Origin of the sequence: Ralstonia sp. Ralssp110, assembly GCF_047325135.1 — a bacterium.
Taxonomy (GTDB): domain Bacteria; phylum Pseudomonadota; class Gammaproteobacteria; order Burkholderiales; family Burkholderiaceae; genus Ralstonia; species Ralstonia mojiangensis.
In genome coordinates this window covers 100,631-117,596 of record NZ_CP168610.1, presented here as the reverse complement: position 1 = coordinate 117,596, position 16,966 = coordinate 100,631, and the positions used below count along the sequence as shown (strand labels likewise).

Genomic DNA, 16,966 nt, shown 5'->3' with positions numbered 1-16,966 from the left:
ACATCTGTCTGCAATCCCGGACGTCAACGGTCGCAGGTCAGCTCGACATGCTGAGGCGTGAGCTTGGCGGGGTTGCCGGCGCCAAGTTCGATGCGCCAATCAGCCCCGCGCGCGGCGCCCACGTCGCGGCCGTCCACCGTGGCGCGGCAACGGGCTGCGTTGGCAAAGCGGATGAACGGTCGCGTATAGCCGGCAACATCGACCGACAGCGAGCGGCCATCCACACTGCGTTGCCAGTTCGAGAGCCGGCCGCTGGCATCGCGCACGTAAGGCTGCGTTGGCGCGGCGCTGTTCAGGGCGAAGCGCGCCGAGCCACTGGTCAAGTGGACGTAGGTGCCGCCCGGGCCCGCAGCGTAGCCAGCCACGTCGCGCGCATCCGCAAGACGCGGCACACCGGGGCCGGCCCAGCGCACGGTGCGCAGATCGCCATTGCCGCGCACGACCCAGGCATCGCCGTCACGCGCAATCGCGATGGCGCGGAAGTCGAGCACCTTGCGGATGTAGTCCGACGCGTAGATCGGCATGACCGGCTGGGCGACCGCCCAGTCGTACACCTGCCGCAAGGCGGTGAGCGAAGCCAGCTTGGTGCCCGAATACATGTGGTAGTAAATGCCGATCGGCTTGAAGCGATAAGGCTTGTCGGTCAGTTCGAACGTTTCGATGGCCCGCGAGAACCCGTAATACGGGCCGTGCCAGAGGTTGGTGTAGATGTTCTCGTTCTGGTCGGGCGCAAATACCTGGAAGAGGCCATCGCCTTTGTCCACGCCAAGCGGCGCCACGGCCGTCCAGCTCGGGTTGGAGCGCGTGATGTAGGTGTCGCCGCCGTTCATGTTCAGCACACCGGCTTCGACCGTCTTTTGCACGGCAATCGGCGGCACTTGGCCGTTGCCGCTCCACAGCAGCACCGTCACGCGCTTGCCTGGCGGCGCCAGCTTCGTGTTGATGTACTGGATGGAGCCGGCGATCTCGCGGTCGAAACTGAAGCGGTAATTGGGAATCTTCAACGAGAAGGACGTGTCGCTGCCTTCGGGCGTTGCGGCGGAGGCCGGATCGGGCGGGTTCGTGGTGCGCAGCCAGTTGAACGGATGCGAGAACGTGTGGCTGGCCAGTTCCACGTAGGGCTGCGCAAAGAGGGTCCGCGCGATTGGCTCAAGTTGCGGCGTGAGCTTCGGGTACACGCCGTCGGCCGCCACTTCGCCCTCGATGATGGACACGGTGGTCGGCACCTTGTAACGGTCCAGGACCTCGCGCAGCAGCGCCTGGCCGGAAAACTCGCTCGGCGGGAATTCGGTGCGAGAGGCAAATCCGTCGCCGTCGATATGCACGGTCATCAGCCGGCGGCCGTTCTCCGTCGTGGTGTCGGGCACGGGCATGGCGGGCAGCTGCAACGCACGGCGCAGAAAATCGAGCGGCTGGACCACCCAGCGCGCCTGGTCGACATCGGGCATGCGAAACACACCAAACGGCTGCAGCACATAACCACCCCACGGCATGATGGCCGCCGCATCGTAGGCGTAACTGCCGGCCGACAGCCGCAGCAACGACTGCGCCCCCGCCACGCTGGAATCGACCTGCACCCCCACGGCCATCCGCCGATCAGGATGGGGCTGCAACTCGAAGCCCATGATCGGATCGCGCGAGGCCACGGCAAGGGGCCCCGCCGGCGTGCCGGGCACGGCTTGCAGATCGAACATCTGCGCTGTGGGCGCATCCATGTTCAGCCCGAACTGGTTGAACATCGCCACACGCACGCCGGCGCCCATCGTCCGCCGAAGCCACGACGCCCATGCGCTCGGCCGCGGTGCGTTGCCATCGAACCACGTGACGACGCCCGCATAGCGATCGGGCGTGACGGCCGGCAACGGCTTGTTGGCGTCGGCGAATTCGACGCGATAGCCGAGATAGTTGATCGGCATGGCCAGATAAAGCACCGACGGCGCGGTGTTGGTGCTGGTGCCGGGCTCCTGCGGCTCGACCAGCAGGATGCGGCGCGGCATCACTTCCAGCCGACCGATACCGATAAAGTCGACGGCCGGCGTGGTCGCGTAGCTGCTGACGCCCGCTGCACGCGCCACGTTGGCGGTCTCGCGCAGACAGGCCCGGTTGTAGTTGGGGCAGTAATCGAGCGCCACCGCGGGCAGGTGGTACTGCGCGCCGATGTTGCGCAGCGTGGCGATGCGCGCAGTGCGGTCGGCATCGGCCACATCCTGCAAGCCCTCGCCGCCGGTGCGCTCACGCACCAGGCTTGCCGTCACCACGCCGGACAACTGCGGTGCGAGCGTTTCGAGCCAAGCCGTGCCACCGGCCAGCAGCTTGGTCTGCGGCGCGCGGGCGTGCAGGGCCTGGGCCAGTGTCGCGATACCGTTGCCCGCATCGGGCGCGCTGCGCTGGAGCGCGTCCAGCCCATCCAGCAGGAAGCCCGCATAGCCTTGCGCGAGCAGCGGCGCAAAAACCTGGTCGATCACATTGGCAGGCCAGGCGCTTGAGCGCATCGCATCGGTCTGCCGCGTCAAATCTACGCGAGCGAACCAAAGCGTGGGCGATGGTTGCTTCGGATCGAAACTGCCAGCCGTGGCGGGGTCCAGCACAACCCAGTCGAAGGCTTGCAGTTCAGCCACGGGGACATCGCGGCCGTAGTAGAAGGCGATCTGGGGACCAGCAGGCGCGGGCGTTGTCAGCGGCTGCTGTGCACGAACCGTCGCAACGCCGAACGCCAACGCAGCGACCCCCAGCCATGTCGCCCATCGCACCATCCATTTGCTGCCCACCACCTTCCTGCCCTGCATCCCGATCCTCGAAAGTCGATCCGACTTTTATTGTGTCGGGCAGCCGTCCGATTGCAATGTTTGTGGCCACAGCGTGCCCGCCTGGGCACCGCGGCGCGCATGGCGGGCGGTACCCAGCTCAGTAGCCGACCACCGTGTACTGCGGGAATTCCGCTTCGAACGCCTTCTCCAGGTTGTCGGCTGTGGCGACTGCGGAGGTGTAGACAGCAGTTGTCGTGCCGCTGTCGTAGGCCAGCGTGACGGCCCAGGCGGCATGGGCCGTGTTGACGCGATCGCGAGCGGCTTGGGCCGCGAGCAGGCCCGGGCCGTTGTCAGGTTTGGTTCCGTAGACTTTGCAGTGGGACATGGCAATCACTCCGAAGATGTGGAAGGAATGCCGCCAGCGCACGGGCGAGGACACGCTCGGTCTGGCTGGTCTGCGTTCTCAACGATACGGGCGAACAGACGCGCTGCCGGCTTGTCCCGCCGGCATGCGCCAGCGACACGGCCAGCGTAAAAGCCGGGGCCGCGCGCCGGAATGGTGCGTTCGTCAGGGCTGACGTTCTAGAACGCCGACTTCACCACGCCGCCATCCACGCGCAGCGCGGCGCCCGTGGTGGCTGACGACAGCGGGCTCGCCACATAGGCAACCAGGTTGGCCACCTCCTGCGTGCTGGCAAACCGCTTGATGAGCGAGGTCGGCCGCGCCGTCTCGAAGAAAGTCTTCTCGAACGCTTCGAAGCTCTGGCCGCCGGAGAGCTTCTCGACAAACTCGTCCACGCCTTCGGAACGCGTCGGCCCCGGCAGCACAGCATTCACCGTGATGGCCGTGCCCGCAGTCAGCTCGGCCAACCCGCGCGAGAGGCCCAGCAGCGCAGTCTTCGTGACGCCGTAGTGGATCATCTCCACCGGGATCTGCACGCCGCTCTCGCTGCTGATGAACACGATGCGGCCCCAGTTCTGGGCGCGCATACCAGGCAGATACGCGCGGGACAGACGCGCGCCGCTCAGCACGTTCACGTTGAAGAAGTGCTGCCATTCGGCGTCATCGATTTCCTCAAACGGCTTGGGGTCGAAGATGCCGAGGTTGTTGATGAGGATGTCGACCTTGGGAAAGCGGCCGAGCAGCACTTCCGTCTGCTGCGGGTTGGACAGGTCACCGGCAAAGCCCTCGACCTGGGCGTCGGGCACTTCGGTGCGCAGGCGCGCAATCGCGTCGTCAACAGACGTTTGGGTGCGGCCGTTGACGATCACGCGGGCGCCTTCGGCGGCCAGTGCTACAGCAATGGCATGACCGATGCCCTTGGTAGAGCCGGTCACGAGTGCGAGCTTGTTCTGAAGGTGGAGGTTCATGGCGTTCAAAAAAGGAATATGGAGGAGGAGGAGCACACCACGCCACATGGTTCGGCGGCGGCGTTTCAACCATGATACGAACCACCCCGCCCCTTGGCAGCCGCAATCGTTTTGCAGCGGTATCCAACGAGATTTGACGATCTGCGTCGGTATCGATCCCGGCTTGACGGCCTGGGCAAGCGACGATTAGTGTGCAATGAAGCACGCCAGCGTTACGGGAACGCGGCGCGCCTTACAAGCCGGATCACCGGCAGAACGGGGAGCACCACCATGAGCATCGACGTACAGACACCTGAGGCCGCCGACACCAGCACCAGTGAAGGCGCCTACCAGCTTGACACCATGGACCGCGATACCAACATCGGTCGACTCGTGCATCGGGTCCGACACGCGTTGGTGACGCACATCGACAGTGCCCTGTCATCGCTGGACCTGACGGCCGCGCAGTGGACGGTCGTCATCTATCTGGCCGAAGACCTGGCCACCACGCCAGCCGAGCTATCGCGCCTGCTGCACTACGATCCGGGCGCGATGACGCGATTGATCGATCGGCTGGAGAAGAAGAACATCGTCAAGCGTGCGCCCAGTGATGCAGATCGTCGCTCGGTGGTGGTCTCGCTCACCGAGCAGGGCCGCGCGCTGTATCCGGAGATCCGGCCGCTGATCATCGACGTGCTGAACCACCTGCTGCGCGGGTTCTCGCAAGCCGAGGTCAAGCAGTTGGAGAACCTGCTGCTGCGCGTACTGCACAACGCCTGACCAACTCAGGCGTTCGCGGTTCGGTATTCTGAGCCGACGGCGTTGTCGGCCTGGAGGGGTTGCTCGGGCGTGGGGTGTGGGGCGCCGCTCAGCGCTTACTGCCCCTCAAGCTCGTGCTTGATCTTGAACAGTTCGGTATCGGTACGGATACCCAGCTTGCGAAAGGCGGATTGCTTTTGCGAGCTGATGGTCTTGATGCTGCGCGCGAATTTCTCGGCAATGTCCGTGACCGACATGCCGTCGAGGCAGCAGCGCAGCACTTCGCGCTCGCGCGGGCTGAGTTCGGAGCGATCGAGTAGCGCCGACAGCTTGGTGCCATTGGCGGCGGGCGCGGGCGCATCGGCGGAAAGCGCATCGTGCTCCATCTCGGCCGCCAGGGCGGCATTCAGGCGCTTGCCGCCCGCGGCCACGGTGCGAATGGCGCGCACCAGTTCCGACAATTCCTCTTCCTTGCCGACAAACCCGCGCGCACCGGCATGCATGACCATGCCCACCGTCGCCTTGTTGTGATGCGCCGAGGCCACCAGGATCTTCAAGTCCGGGTAGCGCACGCGAATCAGGCGGATCAGGTTCAGCCCATCGATCTCGGTCGGTCCGAGCGAGTAGTCCATCAGCAGGACGTCCACCTCGACGGTGGCGTCCTGGAGTGCCCGCACGATTTCGCGGCCCGAGGCAAACATCCCGGAAACCTCGATGTCGGCTTCCTGTTTCAGGCGCGCAGCCAGACCATGTCGGACAACCGCATGGTCATCGAGCACGATCACGCGGATCGGTCGGGTTGCGGTCCAATTCATGTTGGCAGGTTCCTATTCGACTTGTTTTGCATGACTGCGCAGGCTCGCTTGAAGGGGCATGGCACAGCCAAACGGCTCACATATTAATGTCTTCATTGCCCGACCTGAACCGGGCTACATCGATGCCCAGGGTTGCGAGGGCCTTTATTTGGCCTCGACAACCGTGTCGTCGCGGGCATAGATGGAGCAGTTCTGATAACGCTCCTTGCACGACGACACCGCACGGAATTCAGCGTTCTGGCCCCACTCGTAGACGAATTGATCGTCGTCTGCGGCCACGAAGATTTTCGGCCACGGCTTGCGCAAATACGCTCCAAAGGCAGCTTGCGATTTCGGGCCGAGTTCACCGGGCTTGCGCGGCTGTGGCGCGGCGGCGGCCACGGTTGCCGCTGCAGGCGTGGTGTTCGCCGTCACCGCCGACGCTGCGGCCGCTCGCTCAGCCAGCGCCTTCTGCGCGCGGGCGGGCACATCGTTGATCCACTCGGCGGGCGCCGCAAAATTCAGGTTCTGTCCGTAAACGGCGGACACCATGCGCGACGTGATGCCGACCAGCCGTGCATTGCTGTCGAACAGGCCACCGCCGCTGGAGCCGTGCGAAATCGCCGCCGACGTCTGGATCGCGGTCAGCACGCCGTTGTCGTCATGCCGCAGCGACGAGATCAACCCCTCGCTGATCGTCAGGTCAAACCCCAGCGGGTTGCCGATTGCGTAGACCTTCTGCCCCGTCACCAGCATGCTGCTCGGCACGATGGTGACGGAGGGGTAGTGGAAATCGGCAACGCGCAGTTGGCACAGGTCGCGCTGCACGTCGGGATACAGCAGGCGTGCACCAAAGCTGGCGTTGCCGCGCTTGAGGCTGACCTGCTTGCCGCCGCGCAGCACATGGCAGTTCGTCACGGCCAACCCATCGCCGATCACCACGGCGCTGCCGATGGCCAACGGCTGCCCGGCGGCGTTGGACACGCGCACTTCCCAGATGCTGGGCGCGACCTTGGCGAACACCTCGGCCGGCTCCAGCGCGGCCGCCGGCAACGCGGCCAGTGCCGATGCCGTGGCCAGGAACGTGCGGATCATGAAGGCAGTGCGGCGGGTCATTGCGGTGTCAGCAGATCAGAAAGGTCGCTCAGCGTGGTCGAGCCGTCTTCAGAGCGCGTTTTGTCGCGCATGAAGGCCACGTCCGCATCGGTCAGGTCGGGGCAGCTTCCGGTGCCCCACGACGGGTTGATGCGGTAGGTGCGATAGCGGGCGTTGATGGCGTGCCACGACCGGCCATCGTCAGACTCCGCCACGCCGGCACGGCACACATGCGCGTTGGTCGGGTAGCTGGCCGTCATCTTGTACTGCTTGCCGGCCTGCGGCACGAACGTCACCGACACGCCGCAGCGGTAGATGAGCGTGCCCGAGGTGCGGATGAAGCTTGCGCCCAGCGCGGTCGGCACACCGGCCAGCACGCGAATCGGCCGCGTTGCATCGGCCGGCTTGAGCGCGGTGCGCGGGTTGCCGCAGTGCTTCGCGTCGTCAAACGTGAGGATGGTGGCGTTGGTGCTGGCCAGCGGGCGGACGAAATCTACCGTGGCGGTGTTGGCGCCGGCTGGCGGCTCCGTATAAGGCGCTGCGCAGCCCGTCAGCCACAGCGCGCCCCCGATTCCGATGGCCGCAGCAATCGTTCGGCTCGTCATACCCTGTTCCCCCGCGAGTCTTGTGTTTGGTGTGTTTGTGCGACTGCGCACAAGTGTAACCAAAGGTGGCCCCGAGGGAAGTCCGGCGAGCCGCACGCGCGTTGCTTGCGCGCGTCGTGTGCTGGGAATCCGCTCAGGCGAGCGCCGCATTGATGCGCGCTTGGGTGCTGCGGCGCGCGCGTTCAAATACCGCCATGTCGCCCATCAGAAACGCCACGTTGGCGTTGGAGCGAAACGATTCGATTTCGAAGACGAGCTGATCGACGTCGACATCGGCGCGCAATTCACCGGCCGCCTGTGCTGCGGTAATCGTCTCGCGAAAACGCGCGCGCACCGACTCGCGATGCCCGCGCACGCGATCCTGGATGGCGCCCGGGCGGGCGCGGTATTCGTAGCTGGCCGCGCAGACAAAGCAGCCGCCCGGCGATGCCCCGCTGGCCACATAGTCGAACCAGCCATCGGTTAGCGCACGCAGGCGGGCAAGCGGGCTTTCCAGCGCTAGCGCCGGTTCAACGACCATCTCGCGGTAGTGCACGACGCCCGCGTCCAGCGTGGCCAGTTGCAGCGTTTCCTTGTCGCCGAAGAGCACCTGAATGTTGCCTTTGCCCACGCCCGCATCCGTGGCCAAGCGACCAATGGTCAGGCCCTCAAGCCCGTCGGTGGAGGCAATGGCGGTGGCGTGCTCCAGTACCTGGGCGCGCGCACGTTCGCCACGCTGGCGGCGCCCGTCGGTTTCGTTCATGGCAATGCCCTATCGGTGAGTGGGGACAACGCAATCGGCGCTTGACGCGGGCCGATCGCCCTCTAGTATACGTACGACCGTATATTAATAAACCGAGATCGACCATGTCAACGGAATCCCTTTCTGCCGCTGGCGTTGCCTCGCCAGCCAAACGGCACTGGCCGGCGCTGGCGGCACTGCTAACCGGCAACTTCGTCACCATTCTCGACCTGTTCATCGTCAATGTGGCGATCCCGGACATTCGTGCCGGTCTGCACACCAGTTTTGCCGAAATCCAGCTCGTGATGGTCGGCTACAGCGCGGCGTATGCGGTGTTCCTGCTCAACGGCGCCCGCCTGGGCGACCTGTTTGGGCGCAAGCGCATGTTTCTGGCGGGCATGGCGTTGTTCACGCTGGCATCCGCGCTTTGCGGTCTGGCGACAACACCATGGATGCTGATCGCAATGCGTGTCGGCCAGGGCTTGGGGGCGGCCATCCTGATGCCGCAGGTGATGGCCTCGCTGCGCGTGCTGTTTGACGGCGATGCGCGGCGGCGCGCGTTCGGCACCATGGGCGCGGTGCAAGGCGTGGCGGCGTCGGTCTCGCAGATCATCGGCGGCTGGCTGATTGCGCATCCGCTGGCAGCCGACGTGTCGGGCTGGCGCGCGGTGTTTTTGGTGAATGTGCCGATCGGCATTGTTGCGCTTTTGGCGGCGCGGGCCTTCGTCGCGGAATCGCGTGCGCCGGTGGCTGCGCGGCTGGACGTGCATGGCGCCGTGGCCGGCGCGGTGGCGCTGGCGATGCTGCTGGTGCCGATCATGCAGGGCCGCGAGTCTGGTTGGCCTTGGTGGTCGTGGGCGGTGCCGCTGGCCTCGTTGCTGGTGTTCCGCCACTTTGTGCGGGTGGAGCAAGCGCTGTCGGCGGCGGGCCGCGTGCCCATCATCGAAATGGCGCTGTTCCGCAACCGCAGCTTTGTGCTGGGCGTGCTGGCCATCTTCCTGTTCTACACGGCCATCAGCTCGTACTTCCTGGCGCTGACGATCCTGCTGCAGTTCGGGCGCGGCTTGTCGGCGCTGGCAGCGGGGTTGGTGTTTACGCCGGCGGCCATCGCGTTCTTTACCGGCTCGCTCACAGCGCCCCGCCTGGCTGAACGCATCGGGCAGCGCGCCCTGCTGCTGGGCGTGGCGATCTTCGCCGTGGGCATGGTGGTGCTGGCGGCAATGGCGCAACTGTGCGCGGGCACCGCTTGGCTAATCCTGCCGCTGATGCTCAACGGCTTTGGACAAGGCATGGTGATTCCGCTGTCGCTCAACACCATCCTAAGCGGCGTGGAAACGGCCCAGGCCGGCATGGGCGCCGGTACCGTCACGACCATGCAAGCCGTTGGCAACGCGGTGGGCGTAACCGTGGTGGGCGTGCTGCTGTTCTCGCTGCTCGGCCAGGTGAATGGGGTGGATGGCGCAGTGGCGATGGACGCGGCCTCCCACGCCGCACACTACGGCCACGCGTTCGCGCTGGCAACGCTCTACAACGTGGGCGCGACGGTGCTGTCGTTCGTGCTGTTCTGGCGCGCTTGGCGCCAGCACGCCTGAGCCAGGCTTATTTGCGCACCCAGCCGCGCCGCACGCACGGTGCCAGCACCACACCATGCAACGCCAGCCCCAAGCGGTGCAGCGGCTCCGACAGCGTATGCGCCACGGGCCCGCTGCACAGCCAAGCGCTCAAGGCCGACACAGCCGCCGCACCCAGCATGTCGAACGGATAGTGCACGCCCAGGTAGATGCGTGCCCACGCCATCGGCACGCCCAATAGCGCCAGCAACACACCCGCGCGCCGCAGGCGTGCGTTCCACATCAGGCTGAACGCCACGGTCCACAGCGCGGTGAGGTGGTCGCTGGGGAACGACGAATCCGGCGCGTGCGGCAGCAGATTGGTCCCCAGGTCAATCGCAAACGGCCTCGGGTGATACCAGGCGAGGCCGAGACCAACATTGATCGACAACGCCAGCGCTGCAGCCACGCCGGTCTGCAATGCCTGCCTACGCGTGGTCGGCTCGCCCCATAGCCAGCCAGCCACGAGCGTCAATGGCACCAGCCAGATCGCGTATTCGGCAAAGGCCATCGCCAGCCAGACGGTCGTGGCTGAAGCGTCGGCCGGCGCGCTGATCCAAAGAAACAGCGTGTGATTGAGTGATTCCATACAGCGTCGGCCAACGGCCCGTGTGATTCAACAACGGCGAGATACCCGGCCCACACTACGGAAGATTCCCTTCAATTCCCTTGGAACGGGCCTGTGGACAAGCCTAGGCCACCCGACTTAGGCCAGCCGTAGCGATGCCCCCGATCCTTGCCTAGGCTTTTCCCGCCGCCAGACGCTGCCTATGATGTAGACACACCGGCACGCAAGCAGGTCGGATACACAATCTCGAACCCCGGGGGGTGGATGGAAAGTTTCCTGATCCAGCGAACCACACGCCGGCAAGCGATGATTGCCGGCGCGATTGCGCTGTTGATCCTGTTGACGCTGGCCGTGGCCGCACCACGTGCGGGCCTGCAATGGCCGGCGATCAACCCATTCATGCCCATGTGCGCCTTGACGGTGTTCACCACGGCCAGCATTGCCGCGTTTTTGCTGGGCGCTCAGTTCATCGTGACGCGGCAGCCGATGCTTGGCGCGCTGGGCGGTGCCTATGCTTTTACCGCCCTGGCGGTGGCGCTGCAGTTGCTGATGTTCCCCGGCGTGTTCTCGCCCACGGGGCTGTTTGGCGCCCGCCCCACCAGTGCAGCATGGATGTGGGTGTTCTGGCATGGCGGTTTTCCGCTGTTCGTGATCCTGGCGGTACTCATGCGCGATCGGCTCTCGCGCGATGCCGTTGCTGACGGGCGCGTCGGCCTGTGGGCCTGGCTGCTGATCGGCGGGCCGGTGCTGGTGGGCGTGCTGCTATGCGGCTTTGCAGTGCTGACCAACCTGCCGCCGCCGCTGCACGCCGGCAATGGCGACAACCCCGTGGCGGTCATCCTGTGGGCCATCAACGCCATTGCCGTGCTCGCCGTGGTGGCCAGCGGCCGCCTCCGTGCGGTGCTTGACGTGTGGCTGGCCATTGCCGCGCTGGCCTGCCTGACCGACACCACCCTCAACCTGCTGAGCACCGACCGCTTTACCGTGGGCTGGTACGTCGCGCGCCTGTTCAGCATGTTCGCGCCTGGGGTGCTGGTCTGCGTGCTGGTGTGGGAGGTGACCGCGCTGTACCGGCGGCTGTTCGAGGCGCATGTCTCGCTGCGGCAGGCGTCCATGCGTGATGCGCTGACCGGCTTGTACAACCGCACCTACTTCAACGGGCAGATCGATAACCAGATCAGCGCTGCGCAGGGCAACGGGCAGCCGTTTTCGCTGGTGATGGTCGATGTCGACCACTTCAAGCGCTACAACGATGCGTTCGGCCACCTCAAGGGCGACGCATGCCTGGCAGCCGTGGCCCATGCACTGGCCGGCGTGGTGCGCCGACCGGCAGATTTCATCGCTCGCTACGGCGGCGAGGAATTCGTCGTCGTTCTGCCCGAAACCGATGCGAACGAAGCGCAGGCCTTCGCAGAGCGCGCGCGCGAAGCCGTGCTGCGTCTGCGCATCGAAGCCGCTGCGCCGTCGCGCTACGTGACCGTCAGCGCCGGTTGCGCCACGTCAGTGCCAGGTAACAGCGTCCTCTCCATCGACACGCTGGTCGAGACTGCCGACGCCGCGCTCTACCGTGCCAAGGCGGCCGGTCGCAATCTGGTGATGACTGCGCAGCCTGCGTCTGCTGCGTTCACGTAGCGTGACGTAAGGCCTGTCAAACGATCAGGCACGTGAGCATTTGGCACGCCTGTCTTTGCTGTCTTCTTTATTTCTTCTGTATATAAAAATAGTAGTAGTAGATAACGGTGGATTGTTTCTGTGGATAGCTGCAGAAAACCCTTTCGCGTCAACTGCTTGCGAAATGCACAACCCATCGGACAGCGTGTGCCGTGGCGTGGATGACTCCTGCAGAGTGCGCCCCACCCTCTCGGCAGACACCAAAGTTATTCCCCCGCTGTGGACAACCTGACCCCGGACAGCCAACACAGTTGTCCCTGAAGTTCTTCACGTGTTTATCCACATATCCACATGTCCACAGCGACAATGGCGACCATGCGCCGGATTACCGCTTCGGTGCCCGTTCAAGACGCCCCGGGAACGCCTCCACCAGCCAGTCAATGAACACTCGCAGCCGATGGGTGACATGGCGCGTTTGCGGATAGACGACGTGAAACGGATAAGGCGCCGGTCGCCACGGCTTCAGGATTTCCACCAGCGCGCCGTCGTTGATCGGCGCTTGCGCCGCATAGCCGAAGGTCTGCACGATGCCCAGGCCAGCAAGGCAGGCGGCCAGATGCGCATTGCTCTCGTTCACGCCGATGCGATGCTCGACCTTGATCTCGGTCTTTTCGCCGTCGCGCTCGAAGCGGAATGGAACCGACCGCCCCGTCTGGCTGAACACGTAGCTCACCAGCCGGTGGCCATTCTTGAGTTCATCGGGGTAAGCCGGCGTGCCGTATTGCTTGAGGTATCCCGGGGTGGCGCAGGTGATCAGCGGCGCATTGCCCAGGTGGCGTGCGACCAGGGACGAGTTGTCCAAGGGGCCACCACGAATGACGCAGTCGACGTTGTCCGCAATCAGATCCACCGAGCGGTCTGACACGCCCAGGTCGATCCTGATCTCGGGATAGCGCGCCACGAATTCCGGCAGCAAAGGAATCAGCACGTCGCGCGCCGTCGAGCCGCCGACATCAATGCGCAAAGACCCGCGCGGCCGCCCGCGTGCGAGGCTGAACGAGGCATCGATGTCTTCCAGGTCGCGCAGGATGCGCGTGCTCTTGGCGTAGTAGTCCTCGCCTTCGGGCGTCACGGTCACGCGCCGTGTCGTCCGCTGCAGCAAGCGCACGCCCAAGTGGGCCTCAAGCTCCTGCACCTGCTTGCTGACGGTCGCGATGGGCATGTCGAGGGAATCAGCCGCCCGCGTAAAGCTGCCCGCTTCCACCACCCGCGCAAAAGAGCGCATTGCCAGGAGCTGATCCATTCGAATGTCCGCGCAAATTATCCACAACCGTGGATAGTAATTCTATTTGCAGACCTTTTTCGAAAAGTTTCCGAGCTCTACATTGCCTCCATGCCCAACGCGACGGGGCCACGCAGAGCAAGGCTGCCCGCCGCGAGGTCATTCATCCAAACCTGAAATCACGACATGGAGCACATCATGAGCAAGCAACTGGAAGGCAAGATCGCCCTGGTCACGGGTGGCAGCAGCGGCATCGGCCTTGGCGCCGCCAAGGAACTCGCAGCCCAAGGCGCGCGCGTGTTTATCACCGGCCGACGTCAGGCGGAACTCGACGCCGCCGTCGCGGAGATCGGCGCCGGCGCCACCGCATTGCGCGCCGATGCGTCGGTGCTGTCCGACCTCGACGCCGTCTATGCCCACATTGCCAAGGTGGCCGGCAAGCTGGACATCTTGTTCGCCAATGCCGGCGGCGGCGACATGATGTCGCTGGGTGCCATCACCGAAGAGCATTTCGACCGGATTTTTGGCACCAACGTGCGCGGCGTGTTGTTCACGGTGCAGAAGGCGCTACCGCTGCTGACCGACGGCGCATCGATCATCCTGACGTCGTCCACGGTCTCGGTTCAAGGCACGGCCAACTTCAGCGTCTACAGCGCCAGCAAGGCGGCGGTGCGCAACTTCGCCCGCTCGTGGGTGATGGATCTGAAGGATCGCGGTATTCGCGTGAATGTCGTGAGCCCGGGCCCGATTCGCACGCCCGGCCTTGGCGGCCTCGCATCGGATGAAACGCGCCAGGGCCTGTTCGACTTCCTCGCCGCTCAGGTGCCGCTGGGCCGCCTGGGAGAGCCGGCCGAAGTGGGCAAGGCCGTCGCGTTTCTTGCCTCGGACGCGGCAAGCTTTATCAATGGCATCGAGTTGTTTGTTGATGGCGGGATGGCTCAGGTTTGAGCGTCGGTAGCCGGAAACGGCTACCAACCTCCAGCGGCGCGGGCCTGACATGACGCACGCCTGAGGATCATCTTGGGCTCAGGCTGAGGGGCTTGCCGCTCGAAGCTGGAACCCTTCGACAAGGCCGGAGAACAGCGACGGATTCGGAGATACGAACCCCATGGGCAGTGCGACGCAGAATGCCCGCGTCGCCCGCATAGCGTGCAATAGCCGTCCATGACAATGACCTTTATCGAGAACCGGGTGCCAACAACCCAAGTATTGGCGGGGCGCCCGACTCTCGCTATCAGAGGACGCCAATTGTCTTGTCCGGGCGTGCCCTTGTTTCTGTAGGCCAATACGCAGGCGCTGTCAGTGCAGGCTGACAGCAGTCGATGCGCCCGATTGTCGTGCCGGTCGAGTTGCGGCCCTCTCGCAGGGACGGCTCAGGTTGAGGGGGCCAACCAGATTTTTTTGCGGTTCAGCAGCAGCGGAATGACGCCGATTGCGATGCCGCCCATCCCCACGACGTTGGTGACCCAGTCGAAGGTCGGGATGCTGTAGAGCGCGATGAAGAAAAGGAAGAGCCCGCTTGCTACCGGCCAGATGACATGGGTGATGGCAACCCACGGCCCTTGCGTCAGCACCTTGCGGTAGTACCAGCCGCAGGCAAGCCCAGTGAGCCCCAGGTAGAAGCAAATCTGGAAACCGATGGCAGTAATTGAATCCTGCAGGATGACGTTGATCGTCGGCAGATAAGACGACACGAACAGCAGCACGAGCCCAGTAATCCAGATGAAGAAGATGGCGATGTGGGGCGTGCGCCAAACCGGATGCAGACGCGCATAGCGCGCGTGGAGTGCGCCGTCGCGGCTTTTGGCAAACAGCGTGCGTGTGAACTGCAGCATCTGGGTTTCGACCGTTCCCACCGTGCTCAGCAATACCGCGACGATCGCAACGTAGCCCCAGGTCGGGCCAAACAACTTCTCCGCAATGGCGAAAATGATGTTCGTGTTGTAGTGCTGGATCTCGGCATCGGACAAGCCAAGCTGCGTAATGACGATGAAGATGAGGAAGAACGCCATCAAGAACACCATCGACCAGAACGCGGCCCGACCGGGGGTGTGGTTTGCGTCACGCGTCTCTTCGCTGAGGTTCATCGTCACGTCCCAGCCGTAAAAGAAGAAGATCGCCACCAACGCGCCGTTGGCGAACATCTTGGGCGTGAACGCGAAAGGCCAGAACCAGATCCACGAGAACGGATGCGCTGGCGTATGCGGGAACACGATGAAACTCGCGACGATGATCACGAGCAGGATGATGCCCTCGACAATCGTCATCAGCACCTGCACGTAACTGGTGAGCTTGATGCCCTTGACGACCACCGCGCTGACAACTGTGAGCCATGCCGCAGCGATCAACGTCACGTAGTGCACGTTGTTCATCATGGGCCGATCAAAGATGAGCAGCGTGGCATTTGCCGCCGGAATCATGGCAGACACCATAAACACGCAGCACAGCACCAGCAGCGCCCAGCCGGCAAGGAAGCCGAGCGCGCGCCCGAATACCATGCTCACCCACGAATATGAGGTACCGGCGCTCGCCAAGGCGCGGTTCATGTTGATGAACGCATACGCGATGCCAAACATGATGAGCCCACACACCAAAATGCTCGCCGGCGACTGCGTGCCAGCCGTCCCGATGATGGTGGAAGTCGTGATCTCGATGCTGTAGGCCGGCGCGGTGCCGGCAATGCCCATGATTACCGATTCGACGACGCCCAGGGAATCTGCATTGAGCTTGGCTGGCTGGTCCATGGGCGCGCGACTCCGGGTCGACAATGGGCGATAGACCGATTTTTACCCTGTGCGGAAGGTGCGGGCAATAGGGGGCGCTCTGCACCCTGCGAGGAGCTTGGGCGGGCGCTCTGGCATGCATCTGCTGTGAATGGTCAAAGCGCACCATCGCTTACACGACAGTCTCTCTAAGGGTTACGCCGACACTCAGTGTCCATAGTCCGTCGACACGGTAATGTCCTTCCATTTGCGCAGTTCCTCTTCCAGCGCAGTCAGATGGGTTCGAACAAGCGTTAGCGCATCACTGCCAAGCAGCAGATGGGCCGGCGGATAGTCGGCCGCAATCACAGCCAACATCGCACGCGCTGCCTTAACCGGGTCGCCGAGTTGCTTGCCGTTTTTTTCTTCCCGGGCGCGTCGCACGGGATCGAAGACATTGTCGTAGTCGGGGATAGAGCGCGACGTGCGCGTCATCGAGCGCCCCGCCCAGTCGGTACGGAATGATCCGGGTGCCACCGCAGTCACGGCAATGCCGAAGCTGCGCACCTCCTTGCCAAGAGTTTCCGAAATGCCCTCCAACGCGAACTTGCTGCCGCAGTAGTAGGCAATGCCCGGCATCGTGATATGTCCGCCCATCGATGTGATGTTCAGGATGTGGCCACGCCGGCGGCGACGCATGAACGGCAGCACCGCTTTCATCATGGCGACGGCACCGAACACGTTCACGTCGAACTGCCTACGCATCTCGGATAACGGCGACTCCTCCAGTACCCCCTCATGCCCGTAGCCGGCATTGTTGACGAGGACATCGACCGGGCCGACGTTGGCTTCGATTTCCGACACGGCACCGTCGATGACGTGGAAATCGGTCACGTCCAACACACGCGCAATTGCATTGAGTGAAAGCGACTCGAAATCGCGCTTGGCCTGCTCGCTTCGGACGGTGCCGACAACCTTGTGGCCCGCGGCCAATGCTTCCTGTGCCAGCGCACGGCCCAGGCCGCTGCTGACTCCCGTGATGAGAAAAATCTTGCTGCTGGTCATAGCTGCCCCTTGCCGAGCGTGATGAAGGGTGCATGCTAGTCTTGGCAGATAGTCGAT

General features: G+C 64.1%; 15 protein-coding genes. 4 read left to right on the top strand and 11 right to left on the bottom strand.

Annotated elements, in window-relative coordinates; translation table 11 throughout:
* Window positions 1–23: 23 nt before the first annotated feature.
* From ACEN9T_RS09255 to ACEN9T_RS09245, 3 genes are all read right to left on the bottom strand, one after another.
* Entirely contained in the window at window positions 24–2,786 is a 2,763-nt protein-coding gene (locus tag ACEN9T_RS09255) for a hypothetical protein (RefSeq protein WP_413707590.1), read from the bottom strand.
* 118 nt (window positions 2,787–2,904) lie between these two features.
* A complete protein-coding gene (locus ACEN9T_RS09250) occupies window positions 2,905–3,132 on the bottom strand; it encodes a hypothetical protein (RefSeq protein WP_413707589.1) in 228 nt (75 codons plus the stop codon).
* A gap of 197 nt (window positions 3,133–3,329) precedes the next feature.
* Window positions 3,330–4,118, bottom strand: a complete 789-nt coding sequence (locus ACEN9T_RS09245; RefSeq protein ID WP_413707588.1) for an SDR family NAD(P)-dependent oxidoreductase — start codon at window positions 4,116–4,118, stop codon at window positions 3,330–3,332.
* Between the two features lie 270 nt (window positions 4,119–4,388).
* Between ACEN9T_RS09245 and ACEN9T_RS09240 the strand changes: the two genes are divergently transcribed.
* The gene (locus ACEN9T_RS09240) at window positions 4,389–4,877 is read left to right on the top strand and encodes a MarR family winged helix-turn-helix transcriptional regulator (protein WP_092976545.1); all 489 of its coding nucleotides are present in this window, start codon (window positions 4,389–4,391) and stop codon (window positions 4,875–4,877) included.
* Window positions 4,878–4,972: 95 nt separating this feature from the next.
* Here ACEN9T_RS09240 and ACEN9T_RS09235 read toward each other — a convergent pair whose 3' ends face one another.
* The 4 genes from ACEN9T_RS09235 to ACEN9T_RS09220 all read right to left on the bottom strand — a co-directional run bounded on the left by ACEN9T_RS09235 (window position 4,973) and on the right by ACEN9T_RS09220 (window position 8,092).
* Window positions 4,973–5,671: a response regulator gene (locus ACEN9T_RS09235; protein ID WP_413707587.1), complete on the bottom strand. Its 699-nt coding sequence runs from the start codon at window positions 5,669–5,671 to the stop codon at window positions 4,973–4,975.
* Between the two features lie 144 nt (window positions 5,672–5,815).
* Window positions 5,816–6,766, bottom strand: coding sequence for a S1C family serine protease (locus ACEN9T_RS09230; protein ID WP_413707586.1), 951 nt, complete (start codon window positions 6,764–6,766; stop codon window positions 5,816–5,818).
* A complete protein-coding gene (locus ACEN9T_RS09225; RefSeq protein WP_092976551.1) occupies window positions 6,763–7,350 on the bottom strand; it encodes a hypothetical protein in 588 nt (195 codons plus the stop codon). The genes ACEN9T_RS09230 and ACEN9T_RS09225 overlap by 4 nt, the downstream gene beginning before the upstream one ends.
* 133 nt (window positions 7,351–7,483) lie before the next feature.
* Window positions 7,484–8,092 carry a TetR/AcrR family transcriptional regulator gene (locus ACEN9T_RS09220; protein ID WP_092976554.1) on the bottom strand — a complete coding sequence of 203 codons (609 nt, stop codon included), beginning with the start codon at window positions 8,090–8,092 and terminating at the stop codon, window positions 7,484–7,486.
* A 104-nt stretch (window positions 8,093–8,196) separates the two neighbouring features.
* Here ACEN9T_RS09220 and ACEN9T_RS09215 point away from each other — a divergent pair, with 104 nt between their 5' ends.
* Window positions 8,197–9,663, top strand: a complete 1,467-nt coding sequence (locus tag ACEN9T_RS09215) for an MFS transporter (RefSeq protein WP_413707585.1) — start codon at window positions 8,197–8,199, stop codon at window positions 9,661–9,663.
* 7 nt (window positions 9,664–9,670) lie between these two features.
* Here ACEN9T_RS09215 and ACEN9T_RS09210 read toward each other — a convergent pair whose 3' ends face one another.
* The gene (locus tag ACEN9T_RS09210) at window positions 9,671–10,270 is read right to left on the bottom strand and encodes an undecaprenyl-diphosphatase (protein ID WP_413707584.1); all 600 of its coding nucleotides are present in this window, start codon (window positions 10,268–10,270) and stop codon (window positions 9,671–9,673) included.
* Between the two features lie 243 nt (window positions 10,271–10,513).
* Between ACEN9T_RS09210 and ACEN9T_RS09205 the strand changes: the two genes are divergently transcribed.
* On the top strand, window positions 10,514–11,881 hold the full coding sequence (locus ACEN9T_RS09205) for a GGDEF domain-containing protein (protein ID WP_413707583.1): 1,368 nt from the start codon (window positions 10,514–10,516) through the stop codon (window positions 11,879–11,881).
* Between the two features lie 364 nt (window positions 11,882–12,245).
* Here the strand turns inward: ACEN9T_RS09205 and ACEN9T_RS09200 are convergent, their stop codons facing one another.
* On the bottom strand, window positions 12,246–13,163 hold the full coding sequence (locus ACEN9T_RS09200; protein WP_413707582.1) for a LysR family transcriptional regulator: 918 nt from the start codon (window positions 13,161–13,163) through the stop codon (window positions 12,246–12,248).
* Between the two features lie 177 nt (window positions 13,164–13,340).
* On the opposite strand from ACEN9T_RS09200, the gene ACEN9T_RS09195 reads away from it, so the two are divergent.
* On the top strand, window positions 13,341–14,090 hold the full coding sequence (locus tag ACEN9T_RS09195; RefSeq protein ID WP_413707581.1) for an SDR family oxidoreductase: 750 nt from the start codon (window positions 13,341–13,343) through the stop codon (window positions 14,088–14,090).
* Between the two features lie 425 nt (window positions 14,091–14,515).
* On the opposite strand, the gene ACEN9T_RS09190 is transcribed toward ACEN9T_RS09195, so the two are convergent.
* Together ACEN9T_RS09190 and ACEN9T_RS09185 are read right to left on the bottom strand one after the other, a co-directional pair.
* Entirely contained in the window at window positions 14,516–15,886 is a 1,371-nt protein-coding gene (locus ACEN9T_RS09190; protein ID WP_413707580.1) for an APC family permease, read from the bottom strand.
* Window positions 15,887–16,072: 186 nt separating this feature from the next.
* Window positions 16,073–16,909, bottom strand: coding sequence for an oxidoreductase (locus ACEN9T_RS09185; protein ID WP_413707579.1), 837 nt, complete (start codon window positions 16,907–16,909; stop codon window positions 16,073–16,075).
* Between the last annotated feature and the right edge of the window lie 57 nt (window positions 16,910–16,966).